This window comes from Christiangramia sediminicola (genome assembly GCF_031344135.1).
GTDB lineage: Bacteria > Bacteroidota > Bacteroidia > Flavobacteriales > Flavobacteriaceae > Christiangramia > Christiangramia sediminicola.
The window spans coordinates 316,918-336,325 of the sequence record NZ_JAVJIU010000004.1; the positions used below are offsets into that span (position 1 = coordinate 316,918).

19 protein-coding genes and 1 tRNA gene are annotated in these 19,408 nt (G+C 35.8%); 12 read left to right on the plus strand and 8 right to left on the minus strand.

Going from position 1 to position 19,408, the window contains the following annotated elements:
- Positions 1-105 precede the first annotated feature (105 nt).
- The 6 genes from RE431_RS11925 (at position 106) to RE431_RS11950 (ending at position 7,471) form a co-directional block, all read left to right on the plus strand.
- A complete protein-coding gene (locus RE431_RS11925) occupies positions 106-969 on the plus strand; it encodes an MBL fold metallo-hydrolase (protein ID WP_309562210.1) in 864 nt (287 codons plus the stop codon).
- Between the two features lie 8 nt (positions 970-977).
- Positions 978-2,663, plus strand: a complete 1,686-nt coding sequence (locus RE431_RS11930; RefSeq protein ID WP_309562211.1) for a S8 family peptidase — start codon at positions 978-980, stop codon at positions 2,661-2,663.
- Position 2,664: 1 nt separating this feature from the next.
- Positions 2,665-4,560, plus strand: a complete 1,896-nt coding sequence (locus RE431_RS11935; RefSeq protein ID WP_309562212.1) for a M1 family metallopeptidase — start codon at positions 2,665-2,667, stop codon at positions 4,558-4,560.
- Positions 4,561-4,638: 78 nt separating this feature from the next.
- A complete protein-coding gene (gene rnpA / locus RE431_RS11940; RefSeq protein ID WP_309562213.1) occupies positions 4,639-5,007 on the plus strand; it encodes a ribonuclease P protein component in 369 nt (122 codons plus the stop codon).
- 4 nt (positions 5,008-5,011) lie between these two features.
- The gene (locus RE431_RS11945) at positions 5,012-6,646 is read left to right on the plus strand and encodes a S41 family peptidase (RefSeq protein WP_309562214.1); all 1,635 of its coding nucleotides are present in this window, start codon (positions 5,012-5,014) and stop codon (positions 6,644-6,646) included.
- Positions 6,647-6,652: 6 nt separating this feature from the next.
- Positions 6,653-7,471: a sterol desaturase family protein gene (locus RE431_RS11950; RefSeq protein ID WP_309562215.1), complete on the plus strand. Its 819-nt coding sequence runs from the start codon at positions 6,653-6,655 to the stop codon at positions 7,469-7,471.
- Here the strand turns inward: RE431_RS11950 and RE431_RS11955 are convergent.
- The 3 genes from RE431_RS11955 to RE431_RS11965 all read right to left on the minus strand — a co-directional run bounded on the left by RE431_RS11955 (position 7,468) and on the right by RE431_RS11965 (position 9,128).
- The gene (locus RE431_RS11955; RefSeq protein WP_309562216.1) at positions 7,468-7,914 is read right to left on the minus strand and encodes a GNAT family N-acetyltransferase; all 447 of its coding nucleotides are present in this window, start codon (positions 7,912-7,914) and stop codon (positions 7,468-7,470) included. The two genes, RE431_RS11950 and RE431_RS11955, sit on opposite strands and share 4 nt — an antisense overlap.
- 6 nt (positions 7,915-7,920) lie before the next feature.
- Complete coding sequence (gene rpiB, locus RE431_RS11960; RefSeq protein WP_309562217.1) at positions 7,921-8,361, minus strand: ribose 5-phosphate isomerase B; 441 nt, start codon at positions 8,359-8,361, stop codon at positions 7,921-7,923.
- A 524-nt stretch (positions 8,362-8,885) separates the two neighbouring features.
- A complete protein-coding gene (locus RE431_RS11965; protein ID WP_309562218.1) occupies positions 8,886-9,128 on the minus strand; it encodes a DUF2007 domain-containing protein in 243 nt (80 codons plus the stop codon).
- Positions 9,129-9,555: 427 nt separating this feature from the next.
- On the opposite strand from RE431_RS11965, the gene rnr reads away from it, so the two are divergent.
- Positions 9,556-11,754 (plus strand): ribonuclease R, encoded by a 2,199-nt coding sequence (rnr, locus tag RE431_RS11970; RefSeq protein WP_309562219.1) that lies wholly within the window; start codon positions 9,556-9,558, stop codon positions 11,752-11,754.
- A 98-nt stretch (positions 11,755-11,852) separates the two neighbouring features.
- The gene (locus RE431_RS11975; RefSeq protein WP_309562220.1) at positions 11,853-12,587 is read left to right on the plus strand and encodes a LysE family translocator; all 735 of its coding nucleotides are present in this window, start codon (positions 11,853-11,855) and stop codon (positions 12,585-12,587) included.
- Positions 12,588-12,619: 32 nt separating this feature from the next.
- Here RE431_RS11975 and RE431_RS11980 read toward each other — a convergent pair.
- The 3 genes from RE431_RS11980 to RE431_RS11990 all read right to left on the minus strand — a co-directional run bounded on the left by RE431_RS11980 (position 12,620) and on the right by RE431_RS11990 (position 13,857).
- Positions 12,620-12,690, minus strand: a tRNA-Cys gene (locus RE431_RS11980).
- Between the two features lie 50 nt (positions 12,691-12,740).
- Positions 12,741-13,097 carry a dihydroneopterin aldolase gene (gene folB, locus RE431_RS11985; protein ID WP_309562221.1) on the minus strand — a complete coding sequence of 119 codons (357 nt, stop codon included), beginning with the start codon at positions 13,095-13,097 and terminating at the stop codon, positions 12,741-12,743.
- Between the two features lie 43 nt (positions 13,098-13,140).
- Positions 13,141-13,857 (minus strand): ZIP family metal transporter, encoded by a 717-nt coding sequence (locus RE431_RS11990; protein WP_309562222.1) that lies wholly within the window; start codon positions 13,855-13,857, stop codon positions 13,141-13,143.
- A 113-nt stretch (positions 13,858-13,970) separates the two neighbouring features.
- Here RE431_RS11990 and RE431_RS11995 point away from each other — a divergent pair, with 113 nt between their 5' ends.
- From RE431_RS11995 to RE431_RS12010, 4 genes are all read left to right on the plus strand, one after another.
- Positions 13,971-15,650, plus strand: coding sequence for a glutamine--tRNA ligase/YqeY domain fusion protein (locus RE431_RS11995; RefSeq protein WP_309562223.1), 1,680 nt, complete (start codon positions 13,971-13,973; stop codon positions 15,648-15,650).
- 127 nt (positions 15,651-15,777) lie between these two features.
- Positions 15,778-16,152 (plus strand): YtxH domain-containing protein, encoded by a 375-nt coding sequence (locus RE431_RS12000; protein WP_309562224.1) that lies wholly within the window; start codon positions 15,778-15,780, stop codon positions 16,150-16,152.
- Between the two features lie 7 nt (positions 16,153-16,159).
- Positions 16,160-16,522 carry a phage holin family protein gene (locus tag RE431_RS12005; protein ID WP_309562225.1) on the plus strand — a complete coding sequence of 121 codons (363 nt, stop codon included), beginning with the start codon at positions 16,160-16,162 and terminating at the stop codon, positions 16,520-16,522.
- Complete coding sequence (locus RE431_RS12010) at positions 16,519-16,755, plus strand: DUF6327 family protein (RefSeq protein WP_309562226.1); 237 nt, start codon at positions 16,519-16,521, stop codon at positions 16,753-16,755. The genes RE431_RS12005 and RE431_RS12010 overlap by 4 nt, the downstream gene beginning before the upstream one ends.
- 44 nt (positions 16,756-16,799) lie before the next feature.
- Here the strand turns inward: RE431_RS12010 and RE431_RS12015 are convergent, their stop codons facing one another.
- On the minus strand, positions 16,800-17,747 hold the full coding sequence (locus RE431_RS12015) for an SPFH domain-containing protein (RefSeq protein ID WP_309562227.1): 948 nt from the start codon (positions 17,745-17,747) through the stop codon (positions 16,800-16,802).
- 122 nt (positions 17,748-17,869) lie between these two features.
- Positions 17,870-19,384: a glutamate--tRNA ligase gene (gene gltX / locus RE431_RS12020; RefSeq protein WP_309562228.1), complete on the minus strand. Its 1,515-nt coding sequence runs from the start codon at positions 19,382-19,384 to the stop codon at positions 17,870-17,872.
- Between the last annotated feature and the right edge of the window lie 24 nt (positions 19,385-19,408).

Below are 19,408 nucleotides of genomic sequence, written 5' to 3' on the forward strand. Positions count from 1 at the left end.
ATTCTGTCAAGCCTTTGAATAATATGATGTTGTTAAATGAAATGAAAATAATTCGAAAAGGCTACAAGATTTTCTATTTTGCGGAGAATTTTTAAAAATTTCGCAATGAAACTATATCCTATTGAAGCTGGAAATTTTAAACTTGACGGAGGCGCAATGTTTGGTGTGGTACCAAAAAGCCTATGGACAAGGACGAACCCGGCAGATTCTAACAATATGATAGACATTGCCGCACGTTGTCTTCTCATTGAAGATGGTGATCGCTTGATGCTTATAGACACAGGAATGGGTGATAAGCAAAGTGAGAAATTCTTCAAATATTATTTTCAATGGGGAGATCATTCTATAGACAAGTCCTTGAAAAAACACGGATTTCACCGTGATGACGTTACTGATATTTTCATGACCCATCTTCATTTTGACCATTGTGGCGGAAGTATTCAATGGAATAAAGACAGAACAGGTTATGAACCAGCTTTTAAAAATGCCAGATTCTGGAGCAACAAAGAACACTGGCTTTGGGCAACCCAGCCTAATGATCGCGAAAAAGCTTCTTTTTTAAAGGAAAATATTATTCCGATGGAACAAAGTGGAAAGCTTCATTTTATTGAAAGAGAAGAAGATAAAAGTTTTATGAACTCAGATAACCTGGGATTTGGCGTATTATTTGTTGATGGACATACCGATAAGCAAATGATCCCTCATATAGAGTATCAGGGGGAAAAATTAGTTTTTATGGCAGACTTGCTGCCAACAGCAGGACATATTCCGCTTCCCTATGTGATGGGTTACGATACCAGGCCATTATTAACTTTACCGGAAAAGAAGAAGTTTCTTGAAACCGCGGCCGATGAAAACTATTATTTATTCATGGAGCATGATGCCCATAATGAGATAATTACCTTAAAACATACGGAGAAAGGTGTAAGACTTGATAAAGTGCATACTTTCAACGAATTATTTAACTAAACTACAAGATGAAAATACCATTTTTTAAACCGCTTCTTTCCCTACTTGCTGCCGGTATCTTAACCGGATGTAGCAGTACAGCACCAAGTGTAGTTTCTACACCAGTTGGTAATATTGATTCCATTCCATTAAAAGTTCAGGATCTTTCAGACGCTGAATTAAAAGACTGGACCAATGCAGATCTTACTAAAGACACCATTCCTGGAATGAGTGTTAATAAGGCATACGCCGAAATCATTAAAAATAAAAAGCCTTCACCGGTTATCGTTGGAGTTATAGATAGTGGTGTTGATATTGAACACGAAGATCTTAAATCGGTTATCTGGACCAACACAGATGAAGTTCCTGGAAATGGAAAAGATGACGATAACAACGGTTATATTGATGATGTACACGGATGGAATTTTCTTGGAGATGGTGTAGCAGAGAATATGGAATACACCCGTATCTATAAGCGTCTAAAACCAAAATATGAAGGAAAGTCTGAAAGCAGTATAAGTACAGCAGATCGCGAAGAATACAATGCGTATAAGGCTGCAAAAGCTGAATATGATAAGGAATATGCTGAAGCAATAGATACTAGAAAACAATATCTTCAAATTCAGGAGCAGATAACAACTGCACATAATGCAGTTTCAAAACAACTGGGAACAGAAGACTATACAAAAGAACAACTTTCAGATTATAAGCCTGCGACCCAGCAAATGACGCAGTATAAATCAATTCTTACCCAGATTCAGTATAACGTGAATGAAAATATACCTGAAGCTCTGGTAGAATTACAGGATGCGATAGATTATTATAAAGATCACCTGGCATCTCATTTGAATCTTGAACTGGATGGTCGTGCTAAAGTAGGCGATGATCCTTACGACATCAATGATACCGATTATGGAAATAATGAAGTACAGGGACCTGAAGATGATAAAGAGAATATCAAGCATGGAACGCACGTTGCTGGTATCATAGCGGCAAACAGATCTAATAATATTGGAATAAAAGGTGTTTCTAATAATGCAAGAATCCTTGTTGTAAGAGCTGTACCAGATGGCGACGAGTATGATAAAGATATTGCCTTAGCAATTAGATATGCCGTAGATAATGGAGCTAAAGTGATCAATACCAGCTTTGGAAAATATTTTTCACCAAATCCTGAATGGGTAACAGATGCGATTAAATACGCTGCTGAAAATGATGTGTTAATTGTGAACGCAGCTGGAAATGAAGGAATCGATCTTGATTCTAACAGGGTATATCCAAACGATCAGGACCCAGAGAATACTGCAGAATTAGCAGATAATTTTCTTACCGTTGGAGCACTTAATTATGAATATGGTTCTGGAATGGTTGCTGAATTTTCTAACTATGGAAAATCAAATGTCGATGTTTTTGCTCCCGGAACCAAGATCTGGTCTACCACACCAAATAATACTTACGAATACCTTCAGGGAACTTCTATGGCTTCACCGGCAGTTGCAGGAATTGCAGCCATCATCAGAGGTTATTACCCACAATTATCAGCAGCTCAGGTAAAGCAGGTGATCATGGATAGCGGACTTACCACCAAGGCAACAGTAATTGTAGGTGGAGATCAGAATAATACCAAGAAATTCGATAGTTTGTCAACTTCAGGAAAGATGGCAAATCTTTATAATGCACTTATTTTAGCCGACCAAATCTCGAAAAACAATTAAAATGAAGAAAATACTTTTTAGCTTATTATTGATCTCAAGTGGCTTTATTCAAGCCCAAAATAATACTTCTTACTGGCAACAACATGTAGATTACAAAATGGATGTAGACATGGATGTTGAGAATTTCCAGTATTCAGGTACTCAGGAACTGGTTTATACCAACAATTCTCCTGATACATTAAACCGCGTATTTTATCATCTTTTCTTTAATGCCTTTCAGCCAGACAGTGAAATGAACGCCAGATTAGAAAGCGTTGCAGATCCAGACGGTAGAATGACCATGAATAAAGGAACTAAAGAAAATCCTGAAGTTGTAAGTAGAATTACCGGACTTTCTCCTGAACAAATTGGATATTTAAGAGTAAACTCTTTAACTCAGGATGGTGCTGAGCTTACATATGAAGAAGTAGGAACTATTCTGGAAGTAGAACTTGCCAAGCCAATCTTGCCTGGAAAGAAAACTACTTTTAAAATGGAGTTTGAAGGTCAGGTGCCGGAACAGATCAGAAGATCTGGTAGAAATAGTTCAGAGGGAGTTGCACTTTCTATGAGCCAGTGGTATCCTAAATTAGCTGAATATGATTTTCAGGGATGGCATGCAGATTCTTATATCGCTCGTGAATTTCAGGGTGTATGGGGAGATTTTGACGTGAAGATTAGCATTGATAAGGATTATACAATCGGAAGCACAGGATACCTTCAGAATCCTCAGGAAATAGGTCATGGTTATGAAGAAGAAGGAACTAAAGTTAAAAAAACCAAAGGCGATAAATTAACCTGGCATTTTAAAGCCCCTAAAGTTCATGATTTTACCTGGGGTGCAGATCCGGATTATATCCACGATAAACTTGTTGCTGAAGATGGAACAGTACTTCATTTTCTTTATAAAGACAACGATGAGATCAAGGAAAACTGGAAAAACCTTCAGCCAAAAACAGCTGAATTATTAGCATTTTATAATGAACATATCGGGCCATACCCATGGGATCAATATTCTGTAGTTCAAGGTGGAGATGGTGGTATGGAGTACGCTATGCTTACATTGATCACCGGTGAGCGTTCTTTTGGAAGTCTTGTTGGAGTAACCGCTCATGAAATGGCGCATGCATGGTTTCAGCATTTACTTGCTACCAATGAAAGCATCCACGAATGGATGGATGAAGGATTTACATCTTACATCTCTTCAGAAGCAGAAAATGTAGTAATGGGAACCAACGCTGAAAATCCACATAAAGGATCTTACAGAGGTTATAACTACCTGGCAAGTTCAGGAAAGGAACAACCGCAAACAACTCACGCCGATAGATATGCGATGAATGCGCTTTACGGAGCATCTGCTTATTCTAAAGGAGCGGTATTCCTTGCGCAATTAGGATATATCATTGGTAAAGAAAATCTTGACAAGACTTTGAATCGTTATTATGATGAGTGGAAGTTCAAACATCCAACACCAAACGATTTTATCAGAATAGCTGAAAAGGTATCAGGAGCAGAGCTGGACTGGTATTTGCAGGACTGGACTCAAACTACAAATACAATAGATTACGCTATAGGGTCTGTTGAAGCAGAAGATGATATGACGAAAGTTACACTACAGAGAAATGGTCTAATGCCAATGCCTGTGGATCTAAATGTAACTTATGAAGATGGATCTAAAGAAACGATCTACATTCCGTTACAAATGATGAGATGGGAGAAACCAGCTGAAGAAGGTGTAAAAACTACGGTAAAGAAAGACTGGGCCTGGGGATTCCCAACTTATGATGTGCAAATCCCGGTTTCAAAAGATAAGATCTCAACTATAGAAATTGATTCTTCACAATTAATGGCAGATGTGAACAGAGAAAACAATATTTGGGGAAAATCTGATAGTGAAAATACAGAAGCTGAAAACTAGATCTCTCTTTTAGATTAATATATAAACCCTTTCTTCACGGAAAGGGTTTTTTATTTTAAGGATGCTTACTTTTGAAGTATGAACGAAAGTTTTGGAAAAGAAGAAAAATTAAAAAGTAAAAAGCTCATAGATCAGCTTTTTGCAGAAGGGCAGCATATAAAATCATATCCTCTTAAACTGGTTTATATACCTTTTGATAATTCAGAAACAAAAGAATTAAAAACCGGTGTTTCCGTACCAAAAAAACTGGTAAAGACAGCGGTACAGCGCAATAGAATTAAGCGAATGATGCGCGAGGTTTACAGAAAAAATAAGTATCTTGTTACTAACGATTTAACTTCTTCTTATGCATTTATGTTCATTCATATTTCCCGAGAAGAAATGCCTTATGATAAGCTTGACAAGAGTATGAATAAGATTTTGAAGAGCTTCAAAGAAAAAATGTAAGATTATGAAAAAGCGATTTAAAAGAATTATTATACTTCCGATAGTTCTCATTGGGATATTCATTGGTACGGTAAGTTTTAAATCAGACTTTTTCGAGATCGCCAAACAAATAGAGATATTCACTACGCTATTTAAAGAAATCAACATGAATTATGTTGATGAAACCAACCCGGCCGAACTTATGGATACGGCCATTAAATCCATGCTTACAGATCTTGATCCCTACACCAATTACTGGAATGAACAGGATGTTGAAGCTGCCAGAATTAATAGCGCAGGAGAATATACAGGGATAGGTGCGCTGGTGAAAACTGGAAAAGATGCCATCACCATTGTTGAAGCATACAAGGACTATCCGGCCGATAAAGCCGGTTTAAAGGCCGGTGATGAGATAATCAAGATTGGTAACATCAATGTGGCTGATTTTAAAGAAGATGCAGGAGAACTTCTAAATGGCGCTCCAGATAGTAACTTCAGTATTACTTTTATACGCCAGGGTGAGACCAAAACCACAAGTCTTAAAAGAAGTTCTGTAGAACTTGATGCCGTTCCATTTTACAAATTACTCGACGATAATTCGGCATATATCGTATTATCTAAATTTAATGCGAAGGCTTCCACGCAGGTAGCACAGGCTTTTAAAGAACTAAAAACTCAGGGAGCCGATAAGGTTATCCTTGATCTCAGAGGAAATTTAGGTGGTTTATTAAATGAAGCCATCAATGTTAGCAACATTTTTATTCCGAAAGGAGAATTGATCGTAACCACAAAATCTGTTATTGAAAAATATAACAGGGAATATTTTACTCAAAAAGAACCTATAGATACTAAGATCCCATTGGTGGTTCTAGTGAATGGAAGAAGCGCTTCTGCCAGTGAAATCGTAGCTGGAGCTATTCAGGATCTGGATCGAGGTGTCATTGTGGGGGCTAGAAGTTTTGGAAAAGGACTTGTGCAAAGACCTAAAGAACTTGCTTATGGAACTCAGATCAAGATCACTATTTCAAGATATTATACTCCTAGTGGAAGATGCATCCAGGCTTTGGATTACAGAACCAGAAATGAAGAGGGAAGAGCAGTAAGAACGAAGGTTGAAGATTATAATGAATTCACTACCAGAAATGGTAGAAAAGTATACGATGGAGGAGGTATACTTCCAGATGTCCAGATGGAAACTTCAGAATTCAGTGATATTACCCAGTCTTTGCTATTACAGGATGCTATTTTCGATTATGCAACGAAATACTATTATTCACATGAGCTGAATGATCCAAAGGATTTCAATTTTACAGATTCAGATTTTAGCGAGTTTAAAAAATTCCTTCAACAGTCAGATTTCAAATATCAAACAGCAACTGAAAGAGAGTTAACCGAGATGATGGATAAAGCTGAAGAAGAAGATCTCAGAACAAAGATATCTGCTGAGGTTGATAAAATTAGATCAGAAATTTCAGCATTTAAAAAGCAGGAATTAAACAATAAAAAACCTGAGATCGTAAGTCTTTTAACCGATGAGATCATTAAAAGATATTTCTACAAAGAGGGATTATATGAATATTATACCAGTAATAATCCTGAAATTAACGAAGCTCAATCTATACTTAAAAATCCTGCGGAATATTCTAAAATTTTAAAATAGAATATCTTGGAAGATTTACTTTATTTTTTTGAATCGATGCCTAACTGGCAAAAGCTGGTATGGATTCTTTTGGTTCTCTCTATTTTCTGGATTCTCGAAGGATATTATGCCCTGGTAAAGCTCAAATACAATAAGTTGAATCATGCAAAAACCAACTTGTCTTTACTGGGTTTTGTAATTATTATTAATTTCTTTTTCGGATTAATGACCGGCGGACTATTCATCTGGCTCGAAAATCATCAATTTGGTTTATTAACAATGGTTGAATTACCAATATGGATAGAACTTTTATTATCTATCATGGTGCTCGATCTTATTGCACAGTATTTTGTGCATTTCTTACTTCATAAGGTAAAATGGATGTGGCGGCTGCATTTAATTCATCATACAGATACGCATGTAGATGCGACGACCGGCACCAGGCATCATCCATTAGATTTCATTATTCGCGAAACATTTGCCTTAATCGCAATGGTTATCATGGGAATGCCAGTAGCATTTTATTTGATTTATAGAATTCTAAGTGTGTTTTTTACCTATTTCACCCATGCGAATATTTCGCTTCCGGTATGGTTAGACAAAACGATTAGTTACCTTTTTGTAACTCCAAATATGCATAAGTTTCATCACCATTATCAATTACCATGGACTGATAGTAATTATGGAAATATGCTCAGTATCTGGGACAGGATGTTTGGCACTTTCGTATATGACAGCACAGATAATATTAGGTATGGAGTAGATATCGTTGAAGATCAATATGCTGATAATTTTACCTATCAGATAAAGATCCCATTCAATAAAAATATCAAAACGAAGAATTAATCTTTCACCATGGCGATATGAGGAATACCATCTTCCAGGTAACCCTCGCCTATAGTTTTATAACCATGAGAATTATAGAATTTGATAAGATACTGCTGTGCAGATAATTTAATATTAGAAGTGTTGAAATTTTCCTGAATCGCTTTATCTGAAGCTTTCATGATCTCATGACCATAACCGAATTTTCGTTCAGATTCTTTTACGATCACTCGACCAATCGCTGCTTCTTCAAAATAATATCCAGGTTTAAAGCAGCGTGTATAGGCAACAATTTTATCCTGTTTATAACCTATAATATGTAGAGCTTCAGAATCTTTTCCATCAATATCCTGGTAAACACAATCCTGTTCTACTACAAAAACTTCAGATCTTAATTGTAAAATATCGTAAAGTTCAGTGAGCTTTAATTCACTGAACTTTTTTACTTCTATTCTTAAACTCATAGGTTATTAACAGTACTTTTTTGAAGGTATCTTATCTACTCTTCTTTGGTGACGTCCGCCTTCAAACTCAGTATTTATAAAGGTTTCCATCATATCAGTGGCTTGTTCTTCAGAAACGAACCTGGCAGGAATACTTAAGATATTAGCATCATTATGTTCACGAGCCAGTTTTGCGATCTCAGTGTTCCAGCATAATGCAGATCTAACTCCTTGATGTTTATTTGCGGTCATGTTTGCACCGTTGCCGCTACCACAAATAATAATACCCATATCTGCTTTCTTGTTTTCCACATCTTCAGCGACTGGATGTACAAAATCTGGATAATCTACGCTGTCTTCAGCATTAGTGCCATAATTAGTAACCGTATGACCTAGAGATTCAAGCTTTTCCTGGATCATTTGCTTATAACCGGTACCGGCATGATCGTTTCCAATAGATATTTTCATAGTTATGTTGTTTGCAACAAAGTTATAAAAAGACGCTATTAACCGGCTTAATTTTCATTGTTAATTACTTTATAGAATATCTTAATTTTCAGCGTTTTAAAATTGACAGCTAATTGTGAAAAACATCTGATGATTTACTTAAAAAGAAATTTGGTTTTTAAGAAAATAATAACAATACCGACATTAAGTTGAATAAATCAAATTATAACTATAGAAATTTTTAGATAGTTATGAGCATATAAGAACAGGTTATTGACAAGAGTTCATATTAAACTTTTCAATAAATTTTATTAAAACAATTTTATGAACTTTTGTTAAGTAAATCTTAAAACACTAAGAATATCAATCAGTTAAGAATTAACACCTATGTTGATAAACTGTTATCAAAAAATCACAAGTGAAATAACAAGAATTAAACAGATAAATTATTCTACAAATCAACACACCATCATATACCATCATTTTAATTTTTTAAAAAAGAAGAAATAAATAATATGATATATAATGTTTATAACTAAGATTGATTAAACGATCCTGAGGTTAGAAGATTTGTCATTTAAAGAATCTATTATTTGTTTTGCTTTAGAAATATCTGAGGGATGGATCATGAGACGTATACCGCCAAAGGCAAAAGAAGATAGAGGTAAAAGCCCAATGAGGGTCTCGTTCTGGAAATAATGGCGTATACCGGCCTTTTCAAACTGAAGCTTAAGAACGAAATATTCGTGATGGTAAGTGAAAGTGGCCAAGCATTGATAATCTTTCATACTAAAGAATTAACCTAACTAAAGATAAGATTTAATCCTGAATAGTTAGAGCTATGCTCTTACTTTGATCCTGGCGAGAATCGAAGAATATCTCAGTTTTCTTATTAAGAGATTTATGAATTGTAGTCACAAAAAAGATTAGCCCAAGAAGAAATATCAGGAAGAATAATGCCGAGTATTTTGTTGACTTACTAATTTTCATATCGTATGTCGTAAAATTAAGTGGGCTAGTCTTGGGGAAAGTTAATTCTAAATTAAGAAAAAATTAAGAAATAAAAATGAACTATGTTAAAAACATTAAAATAAATTTTTTTTAGAACATTTTGATAATCAGTCATTTTCATAAAATGACGACTTAACAAAACTTTAAAATGAAAAAGTCCCTGTCTGATATTTATGGTGTAATTTTATCGTATACTAAGTGATAATGAAGAAAAAGAAGAAAACGAAAAATAAAATACAAGGCAATCTTTCCAGAAGTATCATCGATATACTTCGAAACAATTCCGGGAAAACATATAATTACAAACAAATAGCTTCCGTTCTGGGAGTGAACGATGCCAGCAGTAGAAATCAAATTATTAAGAAACTTGCTCAATTAGCCGCTAAAAAGGAAATTCAGGAAGTGGAACGCGGTAAATTTAAGATCGAAGGAAATAAGAATTACTATACAGGTGTTCTGGATTTAACAACTAAGGGTTACGGTTACGTAATGGTCGAAGAATTTGCAGACGATATTTTTATAGCACAAAAAGATCTGAATGCTGCATTCGACGGTGATACTGTAGAGATCTATGTTTATAATCGCAGAAGAAGAAAACGTTCAGATGGTGAGATCACTAAAATTCTAAAAAGAAAAAGAACTGAATTCGTTGGTACATTACAACAAAAGAAAGATTTTGGATTTGTAGTGATCGATGATAAATCTATGTATACAGATTTCTTTATTGCCGGAAATAAATTGAACGGTGCTGAAAATGGTGATAAAGTAGTGGTAGAATTTGAAGAATGGCCTAAAAAAGCTGATTCTCCATATGGTAAAATTACCCGCGTGCTTGGAACTCCAGGTGAACATCACACAGAAATTCACTCCATTCTGGCTCAATATGGCTTACCACACGAATTTCCTGAAGAAGTTGAAGAATATGCGAATAAAATTGATACTTCTATAAACGAGAAAGAGATCAGTAAAAGAAGAGACATGCGTGATGTGCTCACTTTTACCATAGATCCGAAAGATGCTAAAGATTTTGATGACGCTTTAAGTTTTCAAAAACTTGAAAATGGCAATTATGAAATAGGAATTCATATTGCGGATGTATCACATTACCTGCAACCTGGAACCATTCTGGATGAAGAAGCCTATGATAGGGCAACTTCAGTTTATTTAGTTGACAGAGTTGTACCTATGCTTCCGGAAATATTATCGAACAATGCCTGTTCTTTAAGGCCTAAAGAAGAAAAATTCACATTTTCAGCAGTTTTTGAAATTGATGATAAAGCGAATGTGAAGAATCAATGGTTTGGTAGAACGGTAACCTATTCAGATGAGCGTTTTGCCTATGAAGAGGCACAACATATTATTGAAACTGGAACGGGAACAATTCCCGAAGATGTTTCAATTAGAAATCATTCCTATTCTGTAAGAGGAGCTTTAGTAGAGGCGGTAGTCACGTTGAACAGGCTTGCTAAAAAAATGCGTGCAGGCAGAATGAAAGATGGCGCGATTTCATTTGATAAAGTAGAAGTTAAATTCAATTTGAATGAGGAAAATAATCCTGTTGGAGTTTTCTTTAAAACTGCTAAAGACGCTAATAAACTTATTGAAGAATTCATGCTTCTTGCGAATAGAAAAGTTGCTGAATACATTGGAAAACAAAGCCCGAAGAAAACATTTGTTTATAGATGTCACGATGAACCAGACGATCAGAAACTAGCTTCTTTACAGACGATCGTTGGTAGATTTGGTCATAAACTGAATTTAAAAGATAGAAGTACGACCACTTCTTCACTGAACAAATTACTGGAAGATGTGCAGGGAAGAAAAGAGCAGAATATGGTTGATACTCTTGCTATTCGTACTATGAGTAAAGCTTATTATGGTGTTGAGAATATTGGTCATTACGGGCTTGCATTCGATTATTATACTCACTTTACCTCTCCAATTAGAAGATATCCAGACGTGATGGTTCATAGATTACTTCAGCATTATCTCGATGGTGCAAAATCGGCAAATGAAGAGGAATATGAAGCAAAATGTCATCATAGTAGTGAGATGGAGAACCTTGCTACCAATGCCGAACGTGATTCAATTAAATACATGCAGGTGAAATTCATGCAGGATCATGAAAATGAGGAATTCCTTGGAGTTATTTCAGGTGTGACCGAGTGGGGTATTTTCGTTGAGATCATCGAAAATAAATGTGAAGGAATGATCAGATTACGAGACATGAACGATGATCATTATGAATTTAATGCAGATGAATTTTCTGTAATTGGTAAAAGAACGGGACAATCGTATACACTTGGAGACGAGGTATACGTAAAGGTTAAAAATGCAGATCTTGTAAAAAGACATCTGGATTTTACATTACTTGGAAATAGAGAAGAAGTAGAGGCCAATTAATAGTTTTCACATCACTAATAATTTAGTTTTTAGGCTTTAACAGCCGCTAACTACCATAAAAGAACAAAAAGTTTACATTTGCAAGACAACTTAACTGTATGTTACAGGACGTTTTAGCAGCATTACCGCTGGGTTTCTTTTTAGCTTTTTTATTCGGACCGGTATTTTTCGTATTACTGGAAACTGCTGCTATAAAAGGTTTTAGAGCCGCTTTCTCCCTGGATCTTGGTGTAATACTGGCAGATATGGTATTCATCGCCATTGCTTATTTTAGTACAACTAAGCTATTGGAAAGCCTGAAAGATGATCCTGCATTGTTCATTTTTGGTGGAATGATCTTGGCTACTTACGGATTAATGAGTTTTATACAAACCAAAAAGACCATTCATACTGATGATGAAACTCCGGAAATAAGAAAACTAGGTAAGAGTGATTATTTTGGGTTGTTTGCAAAAGGTTTCCTGCTTAATTTTATAAATATTGGTGTATTGGGCTTCTGGTTGGGAGTAATCATCGTATTCGGGCCTAAAATGGATATGGAGACCGATAGGATATCTGTTTTTTTAATTAGCGTCTTAGTTACCTATCTCATTGTTGATGTTTTCAAAATACTTCTTGCTAAAAAACTAAATAGAAAACTTACTCCACACAGGATCTATGTTATGAAAAAAGCGATAAGTGTAATTCTAATTCTTTTCGGAGTAATTCTAATTTTTCAGGGTGCCTTCCCTAGCCAGGTAGATGAGATAAAAGATCAGATAGAAGAGATCACACCTAATGATTCTTTGATTGGAAAACTTGATGATCTGGGAATTTCAGAAGATGAAAAATAAAAAAAGCTTCCCGGTTAAAGGAAGCTTTGTTGAGGCATCGAGCGGATTCGAACCGCTGTACAAGGTTTTGCAGACCTCTGCCTAGCCACTCGGCCACGATGCCCTTTTAGGGAAGGCAAATGTAATAAAAATTTTAAGTTTCAAAACTAAAATCTATCTTGATTTCGTCCTGCTTACCGTTACCATTGCCACATTTCCACCAATTGGTGGATTAATTTTTGAAACATCAACCTTAGCCTTCTGAACCATAATGAGTTCGTCTAAAACTCTGTTCAATATTCTTTCTGCAACAGTTTCCAACAATTTAGATCTAATAGCCATTTCTTCCTTAACGATCTTGTTCAAATGAACATAATCTATCGTATCTCCAAGGTTATCGGTTTTAGCTGAATGAGAAAGATCTCCATGAACTTTAAGATCAACACGGTATTCGCTACCTATTTTACTTTCTTCGTCAAGGCAACCGTGATATGAAAAGACCTTGATATTCTTAAGTTTTATAACTCCCACACTTTTTTTTTACAAAGATAAACGCTCCAGTTTTGTTTTTTGATTATTGAATAAGCTTTTCTCCTATCATCCCTATCAAGAACCCAAGATTGGCGCCCAATGCAGGTAACCAGGATTTTTTCAATTGCACATTTGGTGCAATATCCTGAAAAATTAAATAGAGAATACCGCCACTGGCGAAAACCATTAAGAACGCGGTTACTTCTGGCAGATCTTTCAGAAATAGAAATCCTATAATAGCGCCAACAACTCCTGAAAAACTTAAAAAGAATAGTACGATAAGACTCTTTTTTTCATTTAAGCCACTCTTTTTCAGATCCTGAAAAGAGTTAAAAGATTCAGGTAAATTTTGTAATCCGATAAAAATAGCCAATAGAATTCCTGTTTTAGGATCGGTTGCAAAAATGGCTCCTAATGCAATTGCTTCAGGAATAAAATCAAGTAACATAGCCATTAGCTGTGATAAAGTATTTCCTGATTTCTGAAGTTTTCTGTCAATTAAAAATACCGCGATGGCTCCGGAAATAAATGCTATGATCAAAATTGGTAAATTCAATTCATCCATTCCACGTGGAACAAGTACAAGAGCTATTGCAGCAACTAAAATTCCACCACCAAAAGCAGTGATAAAATGATATAGCTCTTTCTTTTTTCTGTCTGCTTTAAAATCGCCTCCAAAATATTTAGATAGCAAACCTCCAAAAAATACAGTTATACCAGAAAATATCGAGTATAAGATGATTTTATATATGTCGTCCATGGTATGAATTGAATTATTATTTCCAAGTTATTCAATTTTACTGATACTAATAAGCTTAACCTGTCTCTATCGACTTAAAATTTGATAAATTTGCCTTTTATTTTAAATCAGTTATGACCGAAGGAAAAAAGTCGCTCAATTTTATTGAGCAAATCATAGAGGAAGATCTAAATAATAATTATAAAAAGGAAGACCTGAAATTCAGGTTTCCACCAGAACCTAACGGATATCTTCATATAGGGCATGCTTCATCAATCTGTCTAAATTTCGGACTTGGAGAAACTTATAATGCTCCGGTTAACCTGAGATTTGATGATACAAATCCAGCTAAAGAAGAGCAGGAATATGTAGATGCCATTAAAAGAGATATTGAATGGCTTGGTTTTAAATGGGCAGAGGAATGTTATGCTTCAGATTATTTTCAGCAGCTATATGACTGGGCCGTTGAAATGGTCAAAAATGGAGATGCTTATGTAGATAGCCAGACTTCAGAAGAAATTGCAGAACAGAAGGGAACTCCAACCCAACCAGGAACAGATAGTCCATATAGAAATCGTTCAGTAGATGAAAATCTTGAGCTGTTCGAAAAGATGAAAAATGGAGACACTCCGGAAAAGGGCGATGTATTGAGGGCTAAGATCAGTATGGGAGCTACAAATATGTTGATGAGAGATCCTGTAATGTACAGGTGCCTTCATAAAAGCCATCACAGAACCGGTAACGATTGGAAGATCTACCCAATGTACGACTGGGCACACGGTGAAAGCGATTTTATTGAGCATGTTTCTCATTCGTTCTGTACTCTTGAGTTCCTTCCACACCGCGAATTATATAATTGGTTTATTAAAAAAGTTAGTAAACCCGGAGATTTTGAACCTAAGCAACGTGAGTTTGCCAGAAGAAATCTGAGTCATACCATAGTTAGTAAAAGAAAATTATTACAACTGGTAGAAAAAGGATTTGTAAATTCCTGGGATGATCCTAGAATGCCTACCATATCTGGACTTAGAAGGAGAGGATATAATCCAGATTCTATCAGGAAATTTGCAGATTCTATTGGAGTAGGGAAGAGAGAAAACCTTATTGATGTATCTCACCTTGAATTTTGTGTAAGAGAAGATCTTAATAAAAAAGCGCCTCGAGTAATGGGTGTGCTGGATCCAGTAAAACTAGTGATTACTAATTATCCTGAAGGAGAAGAGGAATGGTTAGAGGCTGAAAATAATCCTGAAGATGAATCTGCAGGAAGTAGACAAGTGCCATTTTCAAGAGAGCTTTACATTGAAAGAGAAGATTTCAAAGAAAGTGCAAATCGTAAGTTTTTCAGATTGACGCTGGAAAAAGAGGTTCGATTAAAGAATGCATATATCATCAAAGGTGAAAGTGTAAAGAAAGATTTAGAAGGGAATATAACGGAAATTCATTGTACTTATGATCCTAAAAGTAAGAGTGGAAGTGGAACAGAAGAATCTTTAAGAAAGGTGAAAGGAACTCTTCATTGGGTTTCTGTTAAGCATGCAATTGAAGCTGAAGTTAGACTCTACGATAGGTTATTTACAGAAGAAACACCAGACGGGGTTAAGGATAAAGATTATCTTGATTTTGTAAATCCGGAGTCTTTAAAAACGGTTACTGGATATCTCGAACCAAGCCTGAAAGAGGCTAAAGACGGTGATAGTGTACAGTTTCAGCGTATTGGTTATTTCTGTGTAGATAGAGATTCAACACCTGAAAAACCAGTTTTCAATAGAACTGTAACCTTGCGTGATTCCTGGTCTAAGATCAAGAATTAAAGTATTTGAAAATTTTCTTTAAGAATACTTTAGCATAGGATTTTTAACATATTAACCGGTTATTAACAGCCTTAGGTAGCTCTATCCGTTATCTTTGAGCGAATAATAACTTAAAATTCAAAAACTTATGGCAAGTACAGGAAATACCCTTTTAGCATTAATTACAGGAGCGGCAATAGGTGCCGGTGTAGGATTACTTTATGCTCCAGATAGCGGCGAAAAGACTCGCAAGAAGCTAAAAAAAGATGCTCAAAAAGCTCAGGACAATTTGAACAAACGTTACCACGAAACTAGTTCAAACCTTAGTGAAAAGGCCAAAAAAGCTAGAATGGATTTTGAGGTGAGACTTGAAGAGACTTTATCTTCAGCTAGTCACAAAGCAGATGATATTCTATCAGCAATGGAAACTAAACTCGAGGAATTACGAAAACAAAATGCTAAATTGCAAAAAGATAAATCAAGCAATTCAGGTGGAAAATCACCAGATAAAGCTGTAGTATAATCTTTATATGGCATTTGAAAAACTATCCGACAGTGTTCATGATTTAAATAATAATATTCAGTCTTACATTCAAAGTAATTCTGAATATTATAAATTAAGAGCCTTTAGGCAGGGAATGAAGGGAGCTACGTCTCTTGTTCGTTTTCTGGTTATGGGCTTTCTTTTGAGTACTGCCGGTATTATGCTTTCTTTTGCTATTGCAATAGTGCTGAGTCAGGCAATTGGAGTTCCAAGTGCTGGCTATTTTATAGTCGGTGGTTTCTACATGATAATTTTTGTGTTAATATTTATCTTTGGAAAGGAACCTATTGAAAAACTTGTGCTAAGAAAGTTCTCGAAATCTGTTTTTAACGAAAATAACGACGAATGAGAGTTTACTCATCTTTTGAAGAGATAGATAAAGATCTTAAGATTCTGAAGCTACAAACTGAAATTGATAAGGAAGAGATCAAATTAAGTATTGATCAAACCAAGGAAAGTTTGTCTGCAAGATCATTGATAAGTAATGCTTTTAGTTCTCTTGCTCAAAAGGCTTTAGTTTTAAAAGCAATATCCAAAATTACGGATGTTAAGAATGTTGTTACGTCTAATAGGAACAGTTAAGAGATCTAATATAAAATTGAAAAGCCTCCGATTGGAGGCTTTTTTTATTCTTTTTTATCTGGATTATTCTTTGACCGCTTGTTCTGTTCTTTCATCGCCTCACCTATCTGGTTGGAAGCAGTAAAGGATGCTACCATATTGTTCAGCATATCACTTCCGGCTTGTGGTGAATTAGGAAGTAAGATCAAATTACTGTTAGTCTCTTCACCAATAGCCTGCAGCGTATCATAATGCTGTGTTACTACGATTAGGGCAGAGGCTTCCTGGGAGTTGATACCAACATTATTAAGTACATCAACACTTTCTTCAAGTCCACGTGCGATCTCACGTCGCTGATCGGCGATACCCTGTCCCTGTAAACGCTTACTTTCAGCTTCTGCTCTTGCTTTTGCTACAATTTTTATTCTATCAGCTTCTGCATCATACTCTGCCGCTACCTTTTCACGTTCTGCTGCATTAATACGATTCATAGCCGCTTTTACCTGGACATCAGGATCTATATCGGTTACCAGGGTTTTAATGATATCGTATCCATATGACTGCATAGCTTCGTTTAATTCACGGTTTACGGCAATAGCGATATCATCTTTGCGTTCAAAAACGTCGTCTAACTTCATTTTAGGCACTTCTGCGCGCACAACGTCGAAAACATATGCAGTAATCTGGTCGTGAGGACTTTCGAGCTTGTAGAAGGCATCATATACATTATCCTTACGAACCTGGAATTGAACTGAAATTTTCAGTTTCACAAAAACATTATCCTTGGTTTTAGTTTCTACCAAGACATCTAATTGCTGAACTTTTAGATTGATCCTTCCGGCAACCTGATCTATTAGCGGAATTTTCAACTGAAGGCCTGAACTTCGAATACTTGTAAATCTTCCGAAGCGTTCTATAACGGCAGATGTTTGCTGTTTTACTATAAATATTCCTGAAAAGATGACCAAGAGGAGAAATATTCCCAAAACTGGCCACAAAACTAAATTGAGCATGTAATTTTTATTTGATTATGAATGCTTCAATTTAAGAATAAAAAGGCTGAATCCTTATAAAAAAAGGAAACCGACTATTTCAATTGAAATAATCGGCTTCACAAGTTGTTTTGTGTGTGATGCTAAATGGTATCTACAGCCTTCTGAATACGGTTTAAGGTTTCTTCTTTCCCTATAAATTCAGCAATCTTGTAAAGATCTGGTCCCTGTAAGGCACCAACTAAAGCAATTCTAAGCGGCATCATTACTTTACCAAATCCTACTTCCTTGCTTTTGATCCAGCTTTTCACGGCTTCCTGTAACGGCTCTGCCTGAAAATTATCAACCGTAGTTAGATATTCTTTTAATTCAGACATTAGTTCTGCAGTACCATCTTTCCAGGCTTTTTTAGAGTCCTTTGGATCAAAAGAAGTAGGGGCGATAAAGAAAAATGAACCCTGTTCCCATAGATCTTCAACAAATACAGCTCTTTCCTTGATCAAGGCAACCACGTCTTTCACATAATTTCTTTCTGCAGAAACTTCCTTTTCTTTCAGAATTTCGTCAAACTTATCGGCCAGCTGGTTATCATCAGCTTCCTGCATGTAATGTTGCTGGAACCATTTCGTTTTTTCAGGATCAAATTTAGCTCCGCCTTTATGTACCCTTTCTAATTCAAAACTATTGGTAAGCTCTTCCAGGCTGAAAAATTCTTCTTCGGTACCAGGATTCCATCCAAGAAAGGCAAGCATATTTACAACGGCCTCCGGGAAATATCCATCCTCTCTATATCCTGCTGAAATATCTCCGGATTTTGGATCTTTCCATTCCAGTGGAAAAACCGGGAATCCCATTTTATCACCATCTCTTTTACTCAATTTTCCTTTACCCTGAGGCTTCATGATCAAAGGAAGGTGGGCGAATTGAGGCGCATCCCAACCAAAGGCTCTATAAAGCATATAGTGCAGGGCAAGAGAAGGCAGCCACTCTTCACCACGAATCACGTGTGTAATTTCCATTAAATGATCATCCACGATATTCGCCAGGTGATAAGTTGGCATTCCATCGCTTTTGAATAGAACTTTATCATCTAGAATATTCGTGTCAATTTCCATATCTCCTCGTATCACATCCTTTAAATGTAAGATTTCATCTTGCGGAGATTTAAAACGGATAACATACGGCTCTTCAGCTTCAATTTTCTTCTGAACTTCCTCTTGAGAAAGCGATAAGGAATTCTTCAGTTTTTCACGATTATGCCAGTTATAGATAAAGGTTTTCCCTTTTTCTTCGTGATCTTTTCTATGTGCGTCAAGTTCATCTGCAGTATCAAAAGCATAGTAGGCATTTCCAGATTCTATAAGCTTTTCGGCATATTCGCGATATTTATCTTTACGTTCACTTTGTCTGTAAGGACCAAATCCTTTTTCTTTTCCGGGACCTTCATCATAAGGAATTCCGCACCAGTTAAGAGATTCTATAATATAATCTTCTGCTCCATCTACATAGCGATTTTGATCTGTATCTTCAATTCTCAATACAAAATCACCGCCATGTTTTTTAGCGAATAAATAGTTATATAAGGCTGTTCTAACTCCACCGATATGTAATGGTCCGGTAGGGCTGGGAGCAAATCTTACTCTTACTTTAGAAGACATATTTCTTTAATTTTTGCTGGCAAA

Bases quoted from the DNA above. Each gene is read 5' to 3' on its own strand.
- RE431_RS11925 (WP_309562210.1), top strand. From the start codon at position 106: ATGAAACTATATCCTATTGAAGCTGGAAATTTTAAACTTGACGGAGGC.
- RE431_RS11930 (WP_309562211.1), top strand. From the start codon at position 978: ATGAAAATACCATTTTTTAAACCGCTTCTTTCCCTACTTGCTGCCGGT.
- RE431_RS11935 (WP_309562212.1), top strand. From the start codon at position 2,665: ATGAAGAAAATACTTTTTAGCTTATTATTGATCTCAAGTGGCTTTATT.
- rnpA (WP_309562213.1), top strand. From the start codon at position 4,639: ATGAACGAAAGTTTTGGAAAAGAAGAAAAATTAAAAAGTAAAAAGCTC.
- RE431_RS11945 (WP_309562214.1), top strand. From the start codon at position 5,012: ATGAAAAAGCGATTTAAAAGAATTATTATACTTCCGATAGTTCTCATT.
- RE431_RS11955 (WP_309562216.1), bottom strand. From the start codon at position 7,914: ATGAGTTTAAGAATAGAAGTAAAAAAGTTCAGTGAATTAAAGCTCACT.
- rpiB (WP_309562217.1), bottom strand. From the start codon at position 8,361: ATGAAAATATCTATTGGAAACGATCATGCCGGTACCGGTTATAAGCAA.
- RE431_RS11965 (WP_309562218.1), bottom strand. From the start codon at position 9,128: ATGAAAGATTATCAATGCTTGGCCACTTTCACTTACCATCACGAATAT.
- rnr (WP_309562219.1), top strand. From the start codon at position 9,556: ATGAAGAAAAAGAAGAAAACGAAAAATAAAATACAAGGCAATCTTTCC.
- RE431_RS11975 (WP_309562220.1), top strand. From the start codon at position 11,853: ATGTTACAGGACGTTTTAGCAGCATTACCGCTGGGTTTCTTTTTAGCT.
- RE431_RS11990 (WP_309562222.1), bottom strand. From the start codon at position 13,857: ATGGACGACATATATAAAATCATCTTATACTCGATATTTTCTGGTATA.
- RE431_RS11995 (WP_309562223.1), top strand. From the start codon at position 13,971: ATGACCGAAGGAAAAAAGTCGCTCAATTTTATTGAGCAAATCATAGAG.
- RE431_RS12000 (WP_309562224.1), top strand. From the start codon at position 15,778: ATGGCAAGTACAGGAAATACCCTTTTAGCATTAATTACAGGAGCGGCA.
- RE431_RS12005 (WP_309562225.1), top strand. From the start codon at position 16,160: ATGGCATTTGAAAAACTATCCGACAGTGTTCATGATTTAAATAATAAT.
- RE431_RS12010 (WP_309562226.1), top strand. From the start codon at position 16,519: ATGAGAGTTTACTCATCTTTTGAAGAGATAGATAAAGATCTTAAGATT.
- RE431_RS12015 (WP_309562227.1), bottom strand. From the start codon at position 17,747: ATGCTCAATTTAGTTTTGTGGCCAGTTTTGGGAATATTTCTCCTCTTG.
- gltX (WP_309562228.1), bottom strand. From the start codon at position 19,384: ATGTCTTCTAAAGTAAGAGTAAGATTTGCTCCCAGCCCTACCGGACCA.